Source organism: Stenotrophomonas sp. 78350_Sma, assembly GCF_056482105.1.
On sequence record NZ_CM151182.1, the window covers coordinates 196,415 to 214,350 of the forward strand.

Here is a 17,936-nt window from a genome sequence, read left to right on the forward strand (position 1 = left end):
CCTCGGGCGGCAGTCGGAATCAGGAACGAGGGTGCGGATTTTCCACGAAGTGGGCCGCCGCGCAAGAAATTCCGTAAGCGGCGACAATGAACGGATGAACCGACCCTGCAATATTGCCGCCCGCTTGCCTGAACTGGCGCGTGAACGGCCTGATCAGATCGCCATCCGCTGCCCTGGCCGCCGTGGCGCCGGCAACGGCATGGCCGCCTACGACGTGACCCTGGATTACCGCCAGCTGGACGCCCGCAGCGATGCCATGGCGGCCGGCCTGGCCGGCTACGGGATCGGCCGTGGGGTGCGCACGGTGGTGATGGTACGGCCGTCGCCGGAGTTCTTCCTGCTGATGTTTGCCCTGTTCAAGCTGGGCGCGGTGCCGGTGCTGGTCGACCCGGGCATCGACAGGCGCGCGCTGAAGCAGTGCCTGGACGAGGCGCAGCCGGAGGCCTTCATCGGCATTCCGCTGGCGCATGTGGCGCGGCTGGTGCTGCGCTGGGCACCGTCGGCGACCCGCCTGGTGACCGTCGGCCGCCGCCTCGGCTGGGGCGGGACCACGCTGGCCGCGCTGGAGCGCGCCGGCGCCAGCGGCGGGCCGATGCTGGCGGCCACTGACGGCGAGGACATGGCCGCGATCCTGTTCACCAGCGGCTCCACCGGTGTGCCGAAGGGCGTGGTCTACCGCCATCGCCACTTCGTCGGCCAGATCCAGCTGCTGGGCAGCGCCTTCGGCATGGAAGCGGGCGGGGTGGACCTGCCGACCTTCCCGCCGTTCGCCCTGTTCGATCCTGCGCTGGGCCTGACCTCGGTCATCCCGGACATGGACCCGACCCGGCCGGCGCAGGCCGACCCGGCGCGCCTGCACGACGCCATCCAGCGTTTCGGTGTGACCCAGCTGTTCGGTTCTCCGGCATTGATGCGGGTGCTGGCGAAGCATGGCCGTCCGCTGCCGACGGTGACCCGGGTGACCTCGGCGGGGGCACCGGTGCCGCCGGACGTGGTCGCCACCATCCGTAGCCTGTTGCCCGCCGATGCGCAGTTCTGGACGCCATATGGCGCCACCGAGTGCCTGCCGGTGGCGGTGGTCGAAGGCCGCGAGCTGGAACGCACGCGCGCCGCCACCGAGGCCGGTGCCGGTACCTGCGTGGGCAGCGTGGTGGCGCCGAACGAGGTCCGCATCATCGCCATCGATGACGCACCGCTGCCGGACTGGTCGCAGGCGCGCGTGCTGGCCGTTGGCGAAGTGGGAGAAATCACGGTGGCTGGCCCGACCGCTACCGACAGTTACTTCAACCGCCCGCAGGCCACCGCGGCGGCGAAGATCCGCGAGACGCTGGCCGATGGCAGCACGCGCGTGGTCCATCGCATGGGCGACGTCGGTTACTTCGATGCGCAGGGTCGCCTGTGGTTCTGCGGCCGCAAGACGCAGCGCGTGGAGACCGCGCGCGGGCCGCTGTACACCGAACAGGTCGAGCCGGTGTTCAACACGGTGGCAGGCGTGGCGCGCACCGCGCTGGTCGGCGTTGGCGTGGCCGGTGCGCAGGTGCCGGTGCTGTGCGTGGAACTGCTGCGCGGCCAGTCCGACAGCCCGGCACTGCAGGAAGCGCTGCGTGCGCATGCCGCAGCGCGCACGCCTGAGGCCGGCCTGCAGCACTTCCTGGTGCATCCGGCCTTCCCCGTCGATATCCGTCACAACGCCAAGATCGGCCGCGAGAAGCTCGCCGTCTGGGCCAGCGCCGAACTGGAGAAGCGCGCATGAAGATCCTGGTCACCGGTGGTGGTGGTTTCCTCGGCCAGGCGCTGTGCCGCGGGCTGGTCGAACGTGGCCACCAGGTGCTGGCGTTCAACCGCAGCCACTACCCGGAACTGCAGGCGATGGGTGTGGGCCAGATCCGCGGCGACCTGGCCGATGCGCAGGCGGTGCTGCACGCGGTGGCCGGCGTCGACGCGGTGTTCCACAACGGCGCCAAGGCTGGCGCCTGGGGCAGTTATGACAGCTACCACCAGGCCAACGTGGTCGGCACTGACAACGTGATCGCCGCATGCCGCGCGCACGGCATCAGCCGGCTGGTCTACACCTCCACGCCCAGCGTGACGCACCGTGCCACCCACCCGGTGGAAGGCCTCGGCGCCGACGAAGTGCCTTACGGCGAGGACTTCCAGGCGCCGTATGCGGCGACCAAGGCGATTGCCGAACAGCGTGTGCTGGCGGCCAATGACGCCTCGTTGGCGACGGTGGCGCTGCGCCCGCGCCTGATCTGGGGCCCGGGCGACCAGCAGCTGGTGCCGCGCCTGGCCGAACGTGCGCGGCAGGGCCGCCTGCGCCTGGTGGGCGATGGCAACAACAAGGTCGATACCACCTACATCGACAACGCCGCGCTCGCGCACTTCCTCGCCTTCGAGGCATTGGCGCCGGGCGCTGCATGTGCAGGCAAGGCCTACTTCATTTCCAACGGCGAACCGCTGCCGATGCGCGAGCTGGTCAACAAGCTGCTGGCCGCTGTGGGTGCACCGACGGTGGACAAGGCGATAAGCTTCAAGACCGCTTATCGCATTGGCGCCATCTGCGAGCGGCTGTGGCCGTTGCTGCGCCTGCGCGGCGAACCGCCGTTGACCCGCTTCCTGGCCGAGCAGCTGTGCACGCCGCACTGGTACAGCATGGAACCGGCGCGCCGCGACTTCGGCTACGTGCCGCAGGTCAGCATCGAGGAAGGGCTGCGCAGGCTGAAGGCTTCATCTGCCGCATAGGTCGCCATCACTGGTTGCACACCGCCAGATCGGGAGGATGGACCCACGCCATCCAACGGCCCGGACATCTGCGAGGAGCGCCATGCTGCATTACGCCGTCATCTTTTTCGTCATCGCCATCATCGCCGCCGTACTCGGCTTCTCCGGCATCGCCGGTGCCGCCAGCAACATCGCCTGGATCCTGTTCGTGATCTTCCTGGTGCTGGCGGTGATCTCGATGTTCCGCAAGCGCGGATAGAACCTGCAGGACGTGCCGGTCACCGACCGGTACGCCGCTTCCCGGTGGGTGCCGACCGTTGGTCGGCACGTCTTCTGTAGAGCCGAGCCATGCTCGGCTGCTTCTCATGAGGCGAGCACGGCTCGACGCTACAGCAGCGCCTGGTCCGCAGCATGGCGCTCCAGCGCCAGCTCGATCAACCGCGTGATCAGCGTGGTGTAGTCCACACCGCTGGCGCCCCACAGCTTCGGGTACATGCTGATGCGGGTGAAGCCCGGCAGCGTGTTGACCTCGTTGATGACGATCTCGCCGTCTGCGGTGAGGAACACATCCACGCGGGCCATGCCCGCACACTCCAGCGCCTGGTAGGCCTGCAGCGCGATCTGCTGGACGCGCGCCTGGGTTGCAGCATCGATATCCGCCGGCACCACCACCTCGGCGCCATCCTCGTTGATGTACTTGGTGTCGTAGGCGTAGAACTCGTCGTGCACCACCACCTCGCCGCACAGGCTGGCCTGCGGATGTTCGTTGCCCAGCACCGCGCACTCGATCTCGCGGCCGACCACCGCCGATTCCACCAGCACCTTGTGGTCGTAGCGCAGCGCCAATGCCAGTGCCTCGGTGAAGCCCGCCGCATCCTTGACCTTGCTCACGCCCACCGACGAACCCTGGTTGGCCGGTTTCACGAACAGCGGCAGGCCGAGCTGCGCGATCACCGCATTGGCATCGACCTCCGCGACCTGATGGCGACGGATGCACAGCCACGGCGCGACCTGCAGGCCGGCGTCGCGCAGCAGGCGCTTGGTCACGTCCTTGTCCATCGCCACTGCCGAGCCCAGTACCGGCGAACCGACGAAGGGCAGGTTGGCCATGCGCAGCAGCCCCTGCAGCGCACCGTCTTCGCCGAGTGGCCCGTGCACGATCGGCAACACCACGTCGATCTGGCCGAGCGCGCTGGCCGCATCGCACGGCTGCAGCTGCCCGTGTTCCACACCCGGGTGCACCGCCAGCGACGTGCCGGACCGATGCAGCGCGATGCGCGACGGATCATCGGCATTGATCAGGAAGGTATCCGGCTGGCTCAGATGCCACTGGCCCTGCTTGTCGATACCGACCAGCACCGGCTCGAAGCGCTCGCGATCAAGCGCATCGAGGATGTTCTTCGCCGACTGCAGCGAAACTTCGTGCTCGGAGGACTTGCCCCCGAAGATGATGCCGACCCGGGTCCGTGCCATGGGAAATGCGATGTCCTGTGCGTTGCGTGGCCTCATAGCATGAACCTTCACCGGCCCTCCGGGTGAGGCACAGATGAACCAGAAATCCATCCACGCATGGCGTGGATCTACTGTGTCGACCAAGGTCGACACCCACCAACAGCGCGGAAATCTGTCGAAGGCGGGGTGGGGCCGGTTGCGGGGGTGTCCGCGGCATGGATGCCGCGGCCAAGCCCCCACGGACGGGTTTACGGCGTCCCCCGCAACCGGACCCATCCCGCCAACCCACGGAATGCCCGCTGTTGCTTTGGCCGTTGCCGTTGCCGGTGCCTCTGCGGGTGCCGGGCGGCAGCCCGGCCCAAGCCCCCCACCCACGCAGGTAGAATGCGCACATGGCTCTCTCCCTGCTCAAGTCCCTCAAGCCGGTCGCTGGCCGCGCCCTGCAGATCGCCCTGAACCGCGCACTGGCGTTGGATCCGGATACCCGCCATGCACTGGCCAGCCTCGACGGCCGGCATATCGACCTGACCCTGGAAGCGCCTTCGCTGGCGATGCGCATCAGCGTCGACGGCGACCAGCTGCGGGTCGGCCCGGTGGATGCGCAGGAAGCCGACCTGGCCGTGCGCAGCAGCCTGGCCGGCGTGCTGGCGCAGCTGCCGCTGCTGGCCAACGCACGACGCGGCGACAACAGCGGCAAGGGCCGCGTGCGCGTGGCCGGCGACGCCGAACTGGCGCGGCGGCTGCAGCAGCTGGCCAAGGGCTTCGACCCGGACTGGCAGCAGCCCTTCGTCAGCGTGTTCGGCGAAGTACTGGGCGTGCAGGTGGCCAACACCCTGCGCAGCGCCCTGCAGCATGCACGTCAGGGTGCGATCGACCTGGCCCACAGCGCCGCCGAGTTCATCACCGAAGAATCGCGCGACGTAGTGCCGCGCGCTGAACTGGATGCCTTCCACGATGATGTGGACGTGCTGCGCGACGACGTCGAGCGCCTGGGTGCACGCGTGCAGCGCCTGCGGGGTGCCGCATGAAGGCCGTGCTGCGGGCCAGCCGCATTGGCCGGGTGATCCTGCGTTATCGTCTCGACGACCTGCTGCAGGGCACGCCGGCCGAGCGCTGGCTGCGCCTGGCCAAGCCCTTCGTGCCGCGCGCCTCGGCCAGCATTGCTTCGCAGTCGCGCGGCGCCCGCCTGCGTCTGGCGCTGCAGGACCTCGGCCCGATCTTCGTCAAGTTCGGCCAGATCCTGTCCACTCGCCGCGACCTGGTACCGCCGGACGTGGCCAATGAACTGACCCTGCTGCAGGACCGGGTCAAGCCGTTCGATGGCGAGACCGCGCGTCGCATCGTCGAGGACGCGCTCGGACTGCCGGTGAGCGAGGCCTTCGCCAGCTTCGATACCGAACCGCTGGCTTCGGCCTCGATCGCGCAGGTGCACGCGGCCACCCTGGCTGATGGCCGCCAGGTGGTGGTCAAGGTGCTGCGCCCGGGCATCGAGAAGCAGATCGACGCTGACATCGCCCTTCTCAACTCGCTGGCGGCGCTGGTCGAGCGCACCCACCCACGCGCCGACAAGATCCGCCCGCGCGAAGTGGTGGCCGAGGTCGAGAACACCCTGGCCGCCGAGCTGGACCTGCAGCGCGAAGGCGCCAATGCCAGCGTGCTGCGCCGCTTCTGGGAAAATTCCGACGACCTGTACGTGCCGGAAGTGATCTGGAGCCACACCGCAGAGCGCGCGCTGACCCTGGAGCGCGTGTGGGGTATTCCGTCCGACGACATCGAGGCGCTGGACAAGGCCGGCATCGACCGCAAGGCGCTGGCCGCCAAGGGCGTGCGGGTGTTCTACACCCAGGTGTTCCGCGACAACTTCTTCCACGCCGATGCGCACGCTGGCAACATCTGGGTCGATACCGATCCGGCGCGCCGTGCCAACCCGCGATTCATCGCGCTGGACTTCGGCATCATGGGCCAGCTCTCGCAGGAAGATCAGTACTACCTGGCCGAGAACTTCATGGCCATCTTCAACCGCGATTACCGCCGCATCGCCGAACTGCACGTGCAGGCACGCTGGATGCCGGACCACGTACGCATCGACGATCTGGAAGCGGCCGTGCGTTCGGTATGCGAGCCGTACTTCACACGTCCGCTGTCGCAGATCTCGCTGGCCGAAGTGCTGATGAAACTGTTCCGCGTGGCGCAGCGTTACCAGCTGACCTTGCAGCCGCAGCTGATCCTGCTGCAGAAGACCCTGCTGAACATCGAAGGCGTCGGCCGCCAGCTCGATCCGCAGATCGACATCTGGGCGGTGGCCAAGCCGGTGCTGGCGAAGATCCTGCGCGAGCGCTACAGCCCGCGCCGGGTGGTACGCGAGATCGGCAAGCGCCTGCCGGAAATCATGACCCACGCGCCGGACATGCCGCGCCTGGTACATGCCTGGCTGACCCAGCAGGTGGAAGGCCGACACGAGTTGGCAATGCGGTCGCGCGATCTGGTTGCGCTCGACGCCAGCCTGCAGCGCCTGCAGAAGCGCGCCGTGGGGGCGATCACCGGTGTCGGCCTGCTCGCCATCGCTGCATTGATGTACGTGGTGCAGCCGCCGGGCTGGTACTGGGGCGACCTGCCGATGTGGAGCTGGCTGTCCGGTGCGGTCGGCGTGGTGGCACTGGCGCGCGCGTGGTGGCGCTGACCCCAGCGGATTGAAGATCGGCGGCAATGCATGCCGCCGATCGACCACAGGCTTACCAGTGGTAGCCCAGGCCCAGGTGCGACTGCATGCTCTGGAAGCTGTCCAGGCGCGTCTTGTGCCAGGTCTTGCCGATACCCACGTCCAGCACCAGATGTTCACCCAATGGCTGGCTGCGGCGCAGGAAGGCACGCCGTGCGTCGTGCTCGCGCAGCAGCAGCGGATCGGACTCGGCGGTGTAGCCGGCCGTGCCGCTGCCCAGCCACAGTTGGGTCGAGCCACGGCCTTGCCCATCCTTCAGCCGCAGCGACAGTGTGGTGCCATGCCCATCCGGTCCATTGGACTGGCGGTGCCGTTCGTGGCGCAGTGATGTGGTCACGCGCGGGAAGTAATGCGAGGCACCCACCGACCAGCCGCTCACATAGGCGCCGGCATGGTACTGGGCGTATTTGCCGCCCACGCTCAGTACGGTCTGCGGTGTCACTTTCCACTGGATGTCCTGGTTCACCTGGCGGTTGACGAACACTGGATCATCGTTGGATGCCGTGACGGCGGTGCGGGTGGACAGGCGCGGGCTCCAGCGATGGTGCAGCGAGCCCTGTACGCGGTTGCCGCTGAATCGCCTGCTGCCGTAGTCACGCTCGCCATGGGCCAACCCCAGGTGCCATCGGCTGTCACCACTGCGGCCGGCCACGTCCACGGTCTGTACGTCGCGCTTGCCGAAGCCATCGCTGTAGTCGGCATGGTCCAGCTGCACCGTGACACGGTCGACGCCGGCGTGGGCGCTGGAAACAGCCAGCAGCAGGGCGCACGGCAGTGCGCCGCGGATGATCAATCGCATGGGGTTACTCCAGGGGTTGGGAATGCAGTGACTGCAGCAGGCGGTAGCGGCCGGGCGGCAGGTTTCGTTCCACGGTGATACGCGGCCCGAACTGGCTCCCCGGCGCGACGATGCGGCCGGGCAGGATGATCACGCCGACGCCCAGCGCGGCACCTTCACCGATCCACGCACCGAGCTTGTCGCGTTGGCTGTCGATGGCGGTGCCTTCGATGTGTACGCTGACCGTGGCGCCATCGAGGCGGTGGTTGCTGGTGCGCACAAGGGCGCCGAGATAGACCTGGTCATCGATACGGCTGTCGGCGATGAAGCATTGCGGACCGACGCTGACCTGGTTGCCCAACCGCGCGTTCTTCAGTTCGCTGGCAAACCCGATACGCGTGCCGTCACCGATGCACAGCGGGCCGCGCAGCAGCGCGTTGTTGCCGATCAGGCAGTCGCGGCCGATCGACACCGGACCCTGGACATGGGCGCCGTCGCAGATGCGACTGCCGGCACCGATCTGTACGGCGCCCTGCAGGGTGGCCAGTGGCGAGATCCGTGCGCTGGGATCAGTGTGGGGCGCCAGTGTCGACAGCGCCTCGGCCATGGCGGCGAGGTCATTCCACCACATGCGGATACCTCGTCGGTTTGTCGCGCACGGGCTCACGGCCTGTGAACAGTCCCGCCAGGCCGTGCAGCAGCCAGATCGCATAGGCGAGCAGTACATACAGCATCGAGAAGGCCGCCGCGGGCACCAGCCACGCGCGCCGGTGGTGGATGGCGCTGATCACTGCCAGCAGCATGACGATGCCGATCCAGAACAGCGGCATCACCGACAGTGCAAGGCCACCGGGTCCGTGCAGCCGGGCCGCACCGAACCATACCTGCAGCGACAGCACGATGCCGGCCAGGGCGAGCAGCATCATCGGCAGGATGCTGAAAAGGCCGAAGCGGGTCAGCAGCAGGCGGCGATGCAGGCGCATGCATACCGCATAGCCGACAATCCAGCGTCGCCAGCGCCGCCACTCTTCGACCAGCGTGTTGCATTCCTGCGGGTAGACCACGCAGCGGACGCTCTGGCGAACCCGATAGCCCTGCGCAACCAGCGACCAGGACATGTCCAGGTCTTCCACGCGGGTGCGATCGGAGAACCCGACCTTGCGCAGCACCGAAGTGCGGAACAGGCCACACGAACCGGAGACGATGAACGGTGCGCCGCCCAGCCATTGCTGGAAGCTGCGCTTGATAACGATCATCGGCAGTTTCAGGCTGGCGCGCACATGGGGGAGGAAGCCGGCGCCCTGCAGGCTGGAAGAGGGGACGCCGCCAACTGCATCGGCGCCGCGTTCGATCTCGTCCAGCAGATGGCCCAGGCCATGGCCGCGTGGATCGATATGGGTATCTGCATCGGTCAGGAACACCTGCTCGGCGGTCGCGTGCTGCAGCCCGTGCATCAGTGCACCGCCCTTGCCGGTGTTGGCCTGGTGCACGGCCACCAGCCGCCCGGGCCAGCGTGCCTGCAGCGCATCAAGTACTTGAGCCGTGTTGTCGGTGGAGCCATCATTGACGCAGATCACCCGCGCCACGTACGGGTTTTCCAGCAGGCTGGCCAGCGAGCGCTCAAGGCACGGGGCTTCGTTGTAGGCCGGCACGATCGCGTCGATGCTGTACAGGCGGGTGCTGGGCCGGCGCGAGGCCTGCACACAGATGCGCACCAGGATGAAGGCGCACATGGCCAGGAACAACAGTGTCTTCATCACAGCACCAACCGGTATGGCAGGAAGCCCTCGCTGGGACCGATGCCGATCTGCTGGCCACGGAACTGCGCATGGCAGCGGAGGTGGCTTTCCTGCATGTAGTGGCGATCGCCCTGGCTGGCATGCTCGCGCAGCGCGTGGATCTTCAGCTCCAGCTGCGCACTGATGTCCTCGAACACCTGCGGCGCGAACTGCGGCAGGGTGCTGGGGCTCTCATAACAGAGGATCTGCGGAATGTGGCGGCAGGCGATGATCGATGCTTCATGAACAGTGCGATGGTCCTGGTGATGATCCTCGCCACACATCGTGTAGATGCGGCCTGGTTCTATCACGGCGCAGACCTGTTCGATCGACGCGATGATGTCGTTGCGGCAGGCGGGGAATCGCGTGTCCGGGAAATCCTGCTGGATCACCTCGGCCACCCCGAGTCGGCGCAGGGCGCGATGCGATTCATCGCTGCGATCGATGCCGGCGTGGCAGCCGCGGCCGCCGCGGCTGAGTACCAGTGCATGGATGCGTGAGCCGGCGCGGGCGAGCTTTGCCAGGCTGCCACCGCAACCGAGTTCGATGTCATCTGGATGGGCACCGATTGCCAGAATGTTCAATGTCATGGCTGTGTCCTAGCGGAAGCCGGGTGCGCGGCGGCCAGGCATGCTGTCCCCGCGTGAAGGAGGCGGGAACTATCTCAGCGTGAAAATGCAGCGGCTTTAGGATTAATACGAAAATCCGGGATTCGGGTAAGAATGGACGCTGCCTCATGGCGAGCTCAGCGGAAAATGGCCCTGGAACTGTCGGAACTGAAGGATGAACTGGCCCGGCTTGGTGCCGAAAACGACGCCAGTGAAGTCGAACGCGGCCGTCGCATGCTCAACATCACACCGGATACGGGCGAGTTCCTGGCGGTGCTGGTGCGATTCGGGGTAGCGCGCCGGGTGCTGGAGATAGGCACCTCCAACGGCTACTCCACGCTGTGGCTGGCCGAGGCTGCCGCTGCCATCGACGGCCACGTGACCACGCTGGAGTTCGCCGGGGACAAGGTGGCGATGGCACGTGCGAACTTCGCACGCAGCGGTCTGGCCGAGCACATCACGCTGGTGCACGGCGATGCCGGGCCGTGGTTGGTGCAGGCCGCTGAGGGCAGCATCGACCTGCTGTTCCTCGATTCGGACCGTGGTCAGTACGCCGGCTGGTGGCCGCAGCTGCGGCGCGTGCTGCGCCCGGGCGGCCTGCTGGTGGTGGACAACGCCACCTCGCACGCGGAAGAGATGGAACCGCTGCGGGCGCTGCTGGAGGCCGACGTGAACTTCAGCACCAGTCTGGTGCCGGTGGGCAACGGCGAGCTGCTGGCCGTGCGCAGCGCCTGACCCCGCATTGCCCGCGCCTGATCCGGTAGTGCCGGCCGCTGGCCGGCAACCGCAACAATCCAACGGCCCGGAGGCAGCCGGCCAGCGGCCGGCTCTACCCCATTCAGTGCCCAGCCCCGATAATCCCGCGGTGAGCACCGAACCCGATACCCTCGCCGCGGTCGAGACCGACACCGCGCCCCTGCAGATGCTGCACCTGGATGAACGCCTGGCCGTGGTCAACAAGCCTGCCGGGCTGATGGTCCACGACAGCAAGCTGGCCCGCGGCGAAGATGACTTCCTGGCCGACCGCCTGCGTGAGCAGCTGGGCCGCCCGATCTTCCTCGTGCATCGCCTGGACCGGGCGACCAGCGGCTGCCTGCTGCTGGCCTTCGACCGCGAGACCGCCAGCGCGCTGGGCAAGGCGCTGATGGGCGGCGAAGTGTTGAAGGACTACCTGACGGTCTGCCGGGGCTGGCCGGCCGAACTTTCCTGGCAGGTCGACCATGATCTGGATGGCGGCCCGGGCAAGCCGGTGAAGAAGCCGGCCATCACCGACTTCCAGCGGCTGGCGACCGGCGAGCTGTCGGTGCCGGTCGGTGAGTTCACCAGCTCGCGTTACGCGCTGCTGCGCTGCCAGCCGCAGACCGGGCGTTTCCGGCAGATCCGCCGGCACCTCAAGCACCTGTCGCATCACATGATCGGCGACACCAGCCACGGTGATGGCCGCCACAACCGCATCTTCCGCATGCAGGGCGTGCACCGCATGCTGCTGCACGCCGAGCGCCTGCGCTTCCCGCATCCCGATGGTGGCGTGGTGGATGTACGTGCGCCGCTGGACCGCGAGTTCCAGAAGGCGCTGGACCTGTTCGACTGGCAGGTAGAAACCGCCTGACGGTAGTGCCGGCCGCTGGCCGGCAGCTGCCTGATTCCCGTTGTCCTGGGATTGCCGGCCAGCGGCCGGCACTACCTCACTTCTTTTCCGGCTCGTTGACGATTGCTTCCAGGTCCTTCTGCAGGTCCGCGAACAGCGGCTGCATGCGCGCCTGGATGGCCACCATCACGTTCTGCATCAGGGCCGGGGTCTTGTCCAGCAGGCTCTGTCCGGCCGCGCTCTCGTAGAACTCGGCCATCGCCAGCACGTCTTCCTTGCTGAAGGTCTTCTTGTACAGGTCCACGTACATCGGCCGCAGCTGCTGCCACGACAGGGCCTGGCGCAGGGTCTGGCTGGTCCGTGCCTGGATCCGCTTCAGCTGTTCCTGCTGCTGGGCGTTGAGCTGGCGCTGGGCGGCCACCTGCTGGAACTGCTGCTGCTGCATCGCCTCGATCTGCGGCAGCATGGTGTCGATCATGCTCTGCGCGCGCGAGGCCGACAGCAGGCGGTTGATGTCGCCGTCGGTCGGTGGTGCGGCCAGGGCCGGGACACTGGCCACGGCCAGCGCCAGCAACAGGGCAGCACGGCGCAGCAGGGACGGCAGGGACGGCAGGGCGGGTGCGGAGCGGGTCATGCGAAGCTTCCTGCGGTACATGGGACGGCCAGCATACCCGCAGCCAAGGCGAAGGCGGCGTGTTCGGTACCTGATCGGCGGCATACGGCGCGCGATGCGCACTCCGATACGTGGCTGCCGCTACAATGCGCGGATGGGCAGTGGACCGGTCACCATCAGCGCGCAGCTTGAAATCCCCGACGGCGAGATCGTCGAGCGGTTCGTGCGTGCCAGTGGTGCCGGTGGCCAGAACGTCAACAAGGTCTCCACCGCGGTGGAACTGCGTTTCGATGTGGCCAACTCGCCCTCGTTGCCCGAACCGTTGCGCACGCGCCTGCTGGCGCGGCGTGACCGGCGCATGACCGGCGAAGGCGTGCTGGTCATCGACGCGCAACGTTTCCGCACCCAGGATCGCAATCGCGAGGATGCGCGCGAGCGGCTGGCGGCCTTCATCCAGGCCGGGCTGAGCGTGCCCAAACCACGCAAGGCCACCAAGCCGACCCTCGGGTCGAAACTGCGTCGTCTGGACGCCAAACGCGGGCGCGCGCAGATCAAGCGCGGGCGCTCATCACGTGACTGGGAGTGATTGCTTGAACAAGCCGACTTCGTTGCTGCCGGCCGTGCCGCCGCAGATGCCGCAGGTCAAACCCAACGCCTTCCTGCGCTGGCTGGCGCGCTGCACCCTGCGCATGGGCGGCTGGAAGGTGACCGGCACCCTGCCTGACATCCCGCGCCTGGTGTTCATCATCGCGCCGCATTCGTCCAACTGGGATGGCCTGTGGGGCATGGCGGCCAAGATCGCGCTGGGCATGAAGGTGAAGGTGCTGGGCAAGGCCTCGCTGTTCTGGTGGCCGCTGGGCCCGCTGCTGCACAAGCTGGGCGTGATCCCGCTGGACCGCAGCTCGCCGCAGGGCACGGTGGGCCAGGCGGTGGACCTGCTGCGCAACAACGAGAAGATGTGGTTCGCCATCACCCCCGAGGGCACCCGCAAGGCGGTGAAGGACTGGAAGGCCGGCTTCCTGAAGATCGCCCGGATGGCCGACGTGCCGATCCTGGCCGCCTATTTCCATTACCCGGAAAAAACCATCGGCATCGGCCCGCTGTTCCGGCCGACCGGCGATGACGCCGCCGACATGGCCGCCATCCGCGAGTTCTACCGGCCGTGGATGGGCAAGACCCGCGGCACGGTCTGAGCCGGTCACAGGCCGCCGCATAGACGCCACGTCCGGCACATGCCGGGCGTGCGCGACAGGAGTAGGGTGGAGGGCTGGTATTCCATACCGTCTGCCCAAGGAGCGTTTTACATGTCGCGTACCGTAGTCCTGGCCGCCGCCATCAGCCTGGCGCTGGCGGCCTGTTCCGGCAAGGAGTCCACCCCCGTGTCCGATGCCCAGAAAGCCCCGGCCCAGCAGCCGGCCGAAGCCTCCACCAATCCGCTGCTGAGCGCCAGCACGCTGCCGTTCCAGGCGCCGCAGTTCGACAAGATCAAGGACAGCGACTACCTGCCGGCGTTCGAGGAAGGCATGCGCCAGCACCTGGCCGATGTCCGCAAGATCGCCGACAGCAGTGAGCCGGCCACCTTCGACAACACCATCGTGGCGATGGAGCGCAGCGGCGAGACCCTGACCCGCGTGTCGCGCATCTTCTTCGGCCTGGTCCAGGCCGATACCAACGATGCACGCCAGAAGATCCAGGAAGAAGTGGCGCCGAAGCTGGCCGCGCACCAGGACGAGATCAATCTCGACCCGAAGCTGTTCGCGCGCGTGAAGTCGCTGTACGACCAGCGTGACACGCTGGAACTGGACCCGGTGCAGAAGCGCCTGGTCGAGCATTACTACGACGGCCTGGTGCGCGCCGGCGCGCAGCTGTCCGACGCCGACAAGGCGAGCCTGCGCAAGCTCAACGTGGAAGAAACCACCCTTTCCACCCAGTTCCATACCCGCCTGGTGGCCGCCACTGCCGCTGCGGCCGTCGTTGTCGACGACAAGGCCAAGCTGGCCGGCCTGGACGAGAATGCGATCAACAACGCCGCCAATGCAGCCAAGGATCGCAAGCTGGATGGCAAGTTCCTGCTGCCGTTGCAGAACACCACCCAGCAGCCGGTGCTCGGTTCGCTGAGTGACCGCGACCAGCGCGCCGCCGTGCTGAAGGCCTCGGAAACCCGCGCCGAGCGCGGCGATGCCAACGACACCCGGCAGACCGTGCAGCGCCTGGCCCAGCTGCGCGCGCAGAAGGCCAAGCTGCTCGGCTTCGACACCTTCGCCGACTACCAGCTGGGCGACCAGATGGCCAAGACCCCGGCCGCCGCGCTGAAGCTGCTGACCGACACCGTGCCGGCTGCCACCGCCAAGGCGCGCGCCGAAGCCGGCGAGATCCAGAAGGTGATCGACGCGCAGAAGGGTGGTTTCCAGGTCGCCGCTTCGGACTGGGATTTCTACGCCGAGCAGGTGCGCAAGGCCAAGTACGATCTGGACGAATCGCAGATCAAGCCGTACTTCGAACTGGACAACGTGCTGCAGAACGGCGTCTTCTACGCCGCCACCCAGCTGTACGGCATCACCTTCAAGCCGCGTACCGACATTCCGACCTACAACCCGGACATGAAGGTGTACGAAGTGTTTGACAAGGACGGCACCTCGCTGGCCCTGTTCTACACCGACTACTTCAAGCGTGACAGCAAGTCCGGCGGCGCCTGGATGGACGTGTTCGTCGAGCAGGATGGCCTGACCGGTGCCAAGCCGGTGGTCTACAACGTCTGCAACTTCACCAAGCCGGCCGCCGGCCAGCCTGCGCTGATCAGCTTCGACGACGTCACCACCATGTTCCATGAGTTCGGCCATGCGCTGCACGGCATGTTCTCGAACGTGAAGTACCCGTCGATCGCCGGCACCGCCACCTCGCGCGACTTTGTCGAGTTCCCGTCGCAGTTCAACGAGCACTGGGCGCTGGATCCGAAGGTGTTCGCCAACTACGCCAAGCACTACAAGACTGGCGAAGCGATGCCGCAGGAACTGGTCGACAAGATCCTCAAGGCACGCAGCTTCAACCAGGGTTATGCGACCACCGAATACCTGTCGGCCGCACTGCTCGACCTGGCCTGGCACACGCAGAAGGCTGATGCGCCGCTGCAGGATGTTGGCGCCTTTGAAGCCAGCGCGCTGAAGAAGTTCAAGGTCGACCTGCCGCAGGTGCCGCCGCGCTACCGCACCACCTACTTCGACCACATCTGGGGTGGTGGTTACTCGGCCGGCTACTACGCTTACTTCTGGGCGGAAGTGCTGGACCATGACGCCTACCAGTGGTTCACCGAACACGGTGGCCTGACCGCGGCCAATGGACAGGAGTTCCGCGACAAGATTCTCTCGCGCGGCAACAGCGTGGAACTGTCGACCCTGTACCGCGATTTCCGCGGCAAGGATCCGTCGGTGGAACCGCTGCTGAAGTTCCGCGGGCTGAAATAAGCGCGACCTGAAGTACGAAAGAAATAACGGCGGGGGAAACCCCGCCGTTATTCGTTGAATCGATGCCATCGACAGATTCCGCAGTTTGCCGCTCATCCACGCATGGCGTGGATCCATGTATCGACCAAGGTCGACACCCACCAGAAGCAGGCAATGCCATTCCGACAGTTCGCGGAGATCTGTCGAAGGCGGGGTGGGTCCGGTTGCGGGGGTGTCTGCGGCATGGATGCCGCGGCCAAGCTTACAGGGACGTACTTGCAGCGTCCCCCGCAACCGGACCCACCCCGCCATCCCCCAGGAAACCGGCTGTTGCTGTTGCTGTTGCTGTTGAGGTTGCCGGCCAGCGGCCGGCACTACCGGGTGCCGGGCGCAGCCCGGCCATCACGTCCCCACATGCACCCGGTTCGCCTGTTCGGCCAATCCCAGGTGATCCAGCGCGATATCCAGCGCCAGCACATAGCTCTGTGCGCCATACCCGGCGGCGATGCCCAGGCGCTGGCCGACACCGGCCGGCAGGCACGGCTCGGCGACCGCGCCGTCGTCATGCACTTCCACGTAGGCGTTGTGCAGGTAGGGCAGCAGCCGCTGCAGGCGCAGGCTGTTGGCACAGGCACCCGGGTCAAGCAGCGTCACCTCGCCACGGCTGTGGTCGGCTACGCGCAGCGCATCCAGCAGTTCCTGCTCCGAACCGCAGGCACGGATCGCCACACTGGTGCCGGCGTCGATCGCGCGATGCACCAGCGACTTCAGTACCGGCGCCGGCAGTGGCATGGCGGTGCGGATCAAGGCGCCGGCCGCTTCCGGGCCGCGGATGATGAAGATCGACATGGCTCAGCCCTCCTGTGCCAGGCGGTGGCCAACGATGGCCAGCGACAACGGGTAACCGGCCTGCTGGCTGCGCTGGTCCACCACCACCGCGGCGGGGCCATGCTGCAGGCGCAGGCGCGCCTCCAGGCCGGGCTCGCTGGGTGCCTGCAGTTCGATGTACTGCGCCGGCAGTCGTTCCAATGCCGCCTGCAGCGCGCCACCCTCGGCCTGCCATTGCGCATCATCGGCCACGCCGACATCCAGCAGTACCCAGTCGGCCGAACGCGCGTGCGGCTGGCACAGGCACTGGCGTACTTCGGACAGGCTGGCGCAGTCGCTGCACAGCACGCGATGGCCGGCCAGCTGCGCCGGCAATTGCGGGCGCGGTGCCGACGAAGATGCGTGGCGGATCACCAGGAGGGTCATACAACACCTTGCGGAATGCGCCCTGTGGCGCGGTGGGCACACGATGCGCGCGCTGGCCGTAAAGGTGCGATGCCCGTGGCCGGTCCAGCGCGTAAAACCTGCGTAACCCTGCATCGGTAGCGCCGGGCCATGCCCGGCGAACGCGCCGCATCCCCGTTTCCATCGGCCGACGGGCATGGCCCGGCGCTACCGGGAACCTCTCCCCCCATGTGTGGTCTGATGCAGCTACACCTACCCGGAGCCTGCCATGGATGCCGTTGCCCGCCCTCCCTTTTCCGAACGTGCGCTGGCCTGGCTGAAGAAGGAGGCGTTGCCCCTGCTGGTGATGCTCGGCCTGCTCGCCGCCGCCCGCGATACCCTGGCCAACCACTACGTAGTGCCCAGCGGCTCGATGCAGCCGACCCTGCAGCCTGGTGACCGGGTGGTGGTGGACATGCGTGCCTACGGCCTGCGCCTGCCGTTCACCAGCAAGGAACTGATGGCGACCGGTACCCCGCAGCGCGGCGAAGTGGCGGTGTTCGATTCGCCGGCCGATGGCACCCGCCTGATCAAGCGCGTGGCCGCAGTGGCCGGTGACCATGTGCAGCTGCACGAAGGGCACCTGAGCATCAACGGCCAGCCGCTGCAGACCGCGGACCTGCAGGATGTGGAAGCCTTCGGTGAACGCCGTGCCCGCCTCGATCTGGACATGGGGGGCGGCCCGGACATCGCCGACCTGGTGGTGCCGGACGGCAAGCTGCTGGTGCTGGGCGACCATCGCGGCAACAGCTTCGATGGCCGCTTCTTCGGCTTCGTCGATGCGGACAAGGTCTACGGCCGTGCGGTGGCGGTGTACTACCGCCGTGGCGACGGCTTCGAGTGGCAGCGCCTCTAAGCTGAATTGATACGCCAGACGTATCAATCATGACCTATCAGGTTATGGATCGACTGGATGGGTGGGCCTAGTCTAGGCCCGTTCCCTCCCATGCCCGGCCGACCCCACCGG

General features: G+C 67.1%; 19 protein-coding genes. 11 read left to right on the top strand and 8 right to left on the bottom strand.

What is annotated here, in order from left to right; translation table 11 throughout:
• Positions 1–94: 94 nt before the first annotated feature.
• The 3 genes from oleC to ACZK4H_RS00820 all read left to right on the top strand — a co-directional run bounded on the left by oleC (position 95) and on the right by ACZK4H_RS00820 (position 2,980).
• Positions 95–1,753: an olefin beta-lactone synthetase gene (gene oleC / locus ACZK4H_RS00810; RefSeq protein WP_099551574.1), complete on the top strand. Its 1,659-nt coding sequence runs from the start codon at positions 95–97 to the stop codon at positions 1,751–1,753.
• Complete coding sequence (gene oleD / locus ACZK4H_RS00815; protein ID WP_099551573.1) at positions 1,750–2,742, top strand: 2-alkyl-3-oxoalkanoate reductase; 993 nt, start codon at positions 1,750–1,752, stop codon at positions 2,740–2,742. Before oleC ends, oleD begins: the two co-directional genes overlap by 4 nt.
• Positions 2,743–2,824: 82 nt before the next feature.
• Positions 2,825–2,980 (top strand): DUF1328 domain-containing protein, encoded by a 156-nt coding sequence (locus tag ACZK4H_RS00820; protein WP_049429804.1) that lies wholly within the window; start codon positions 2,825–2,827, stop codon positions 2,978–2,980.
• Between the two features lie 128 nt (positions 2,981–3,108).
• Here the strand turns inward: ACZK4H_RS00820 and ddlA are convergent, their stop codons facing one another.
• Positions 3,109–4,194, bottom strand: coding sequence for a D-alanine--D-alanine ligase (ddlA, locus tag ACZK4H_RS00825; protein ID WP_099551572.1), 1,086 nt, complete (start codon positions 4,192–4,194; stop codon positions 3,109–3,111).
• Between the two features lie 371 nt (positions 4,195–4,565).
• Between ddlA and ACZK4H_RS00830 the strand changes: the two genes are divergently transcribed.
• Both ACZK4H_RS00830 and ubiB read left to right on the top strand, forming a co-directional pair.
• Positions 4,566–5,201 carry a ubiquinone biosynthesis accessory factor UbiJ gene (locus ACZK4H_RS00830; protein WP_099551571.1) on the top strand — a complete coding sequence of 212 codons (636 nt, stop codon included), beginning with the start codon at positions 4,566–4,568 and terminating at the stop codon, positions 5,199–5,201.
• Positions 5,198–6,853, top strand: coding sequence for a ubiquinone biosynthesis regulatory protein kinase UbiB (gene ubiB, locus ACZK4H_RS00835; protein WP_099551570.1), 1,656 nt, complete (start codon positions 5,198–5,200; stop codon positions 6,851–6,853). The genes ACZK4H_RS00830 and ubiB overlap by 4 nt, the downstream gene beginning before the upstream one ends.
• Positions 6,854–6,905: 52 nt before the next feature.
• Here ubiB and ACZK4H_RS00840 read toward each other — a convergent pair whose 3' ends face one another.
• Genes ACZK4H_RS00840 through ACZK4H_RS00855 form a run of 4 tightly spaced genes read right to left on the bottom strand, consistent with a single transcriptional unit; the run spans position 6,906 to position 10,038 of the window.
• Positions 6,906–7,691, bottom strand: coding sequence for a YaiO family outer membrane beta-barrel protein (locus ACZK4H_RS00840; RefSeq protein ID WP_099551569.1), 786 nt, complete (start codon positions 7,689–7,691; stop codon positions 6,906–6,908).
• 4 nt (positions 7,692–7,695) lie between these two features.
• Positions 7,696–8,301, bottom strand: a complete 606-nt coding sequence (locus ACZK4H_RS00845; RefSeq protein ID WP_099551568.1) for an LbetaH domain-containing protein — start codon at positions 8,299–8,301, stop codon at positions 7,696–7,698.
• Positions 8,288–9,427, bottom strand: coding sequence for a glycosyltransferase family 2 protein (locus ACZK4H_RS00850; RefSeq protein WP_099551567.1), 1,140 nt, complete (start codon positions 9,425–9,427; stop codon positions 8,288–8,290). The genes ACZK4H_RS00845 and ACZK4H_RS00850 overlap by 14 nt, the downstream gene beginning before the upstream one ends.
• Entirely contained in the window at positions 9,427–10,038 is a 612-nt protein-coding gene (locus ACZK4H_RS00855) for a PIG-L deacetylase family protein (RefSeq protein WP_099551566.1), read from the bottom strand. Before ACZK4H_RS00855 ends, ACZK4H_RS00850 begins: the two co-directional genes overlap by 1 nt.
• Positions 10,039–10,203: 165 nt before the next feature.
• Here ACZK4H_RS00855 and ACZK4H_RS00860 point away from each other — a divergent pair, with 165 nt between their 5' ends.
• Together ACZK4H_RS00860 and ACZK4H_RS00865 are read left to right on the top strand one after the other, a co-directional pair.
• Entirely contained in the window at positions 10,204–10,791 is a 588-nt protein-coding gene (locus ACZK4H_RS00860) for an O-methyltransferase (RefSeq protein ID WP_099551565.1), read from the top strand.
• 130 nt (positions 10,792–10,921) lie between these two features.
• The gene (locus ACZK4H_RS00865; protein WP_099551564.1) at positions 10,922–11,665 is read left to right on the top strand and encodes a pseudouridine synthase; all 744 of its coding nucleotides are present in this window, start codon (positions 10,922–10,924) and stop codon (positions 11,663–11,665) included.
• Between the two features lie 76 nt (positions 11,666–11,741).
• Here the strand turns inward: ACZK4H_RS00865 and ACZK4H_RS00870 are convergent, their stop codons facing one another.
• Complete coding sequence (locus ACZK4H_RS00870; protein ID WP_099551563.1) at positions 11,742–12,278, bottom strand: DUF2059 domain-containing protein; 537 nt, start codon at positions 12,276–12,278, stop codon at positions 11,742–11,744.
• Positions 12,279–12,411: 133 nt separating this feature from the next.
• Between ACZK4H_RS00870 and arfB the strand changes: the two genes are divergently transcribed.
• The 3 genes from arfB to dcp all read left to right on the top strand — a co-directional run bounded on the left by arfB (position 12,412) and on the right by dcp (position 15,718).
• Positions 12,412–12,843, top strand: a complete 432-nt coding sequence (arfB, locus tag ACZK4H_RS00875; protein ID WP_032962216.1) for an alternative ribosome rescue aminoacyl-tRNA hydrolase ArfB — start codon at positions 12,412–12,414, stop codon at positions 12,841–12,843.
• 46 nt (positions 12,844–12,889) lie between these two features.
• A complete protein-coding gene (locus ACZK4H_RS00880; RefSeq protein WP_239503795.1) occupies positions 12,890–13,450 on the top strand; it encodes a lysophospholipid acyltransferase family protein in 561 nt (186 codons plus the stop codon).
• A 111-nt stretch (positions 13,451–13,561) separates the two neighbouring features.
• A complete protein-coding gene (gene dcp / locus ACZK4H_RS00885; protein ID WP_099551561.1) occupies positions 13,562–15,718 on the top strand; it encodes a peptidyl-dipeptidase Dcp in 2,157 nt (718 codons plus the stop codon).
• Positions 15,719–16,099: 381 nt separating this feature from the next.
• Here the strand turns inward: dcp and ACZK4H_RS00890 are convergent, their stop codons facing one another.
• Both ACZK4H_RS00890 and ACZK4H_RS00895 read right to left on the bottom strand, forming a co-directional pair.
• Positions 16,100–16,546: a 3-dehydroquinate dehydratase gene (locus tag ACZK4H_RS00890; protein WP_004153636.1), complete on the bottom strand. Its 447-nt coding sequence runs from the start codon at positions 16,544–16,546 to the stop codon at positions 16,100–16,102.
• 3 nt (positions 16,547–16,549) lie between these two features.
• Positions 16,550–16,951 (bottom strand): hypothetical protein, encoded by a 402-nt coding sequence (locus ACZK4H_RS00895; RefSeq protein WP_099551560.1) that lies wholly within the window; start codon positions 16,949–16,951, stop codon positions 16,550–16,552.
• Between the two features lie 247 nt (positions 16,952–17,198).
• Between ACZK4H_RS00895 and lepB the strand changes: the two genes are divergently transcribed.
• On the top strand, positions 17,199–17,825 hold the full coding sequence (gene lepB / locus ACZK4H_RS00900) for a signal peptidase I (RefSeq protein WP_099551559.1): 627 nt from the start codon (positions 17,199–17,201) through the stop codon (positions 17,823–17,825).
• The last annotated feature ends 111 nt before the right edge of the window (positions 17,826–17,936 follow it).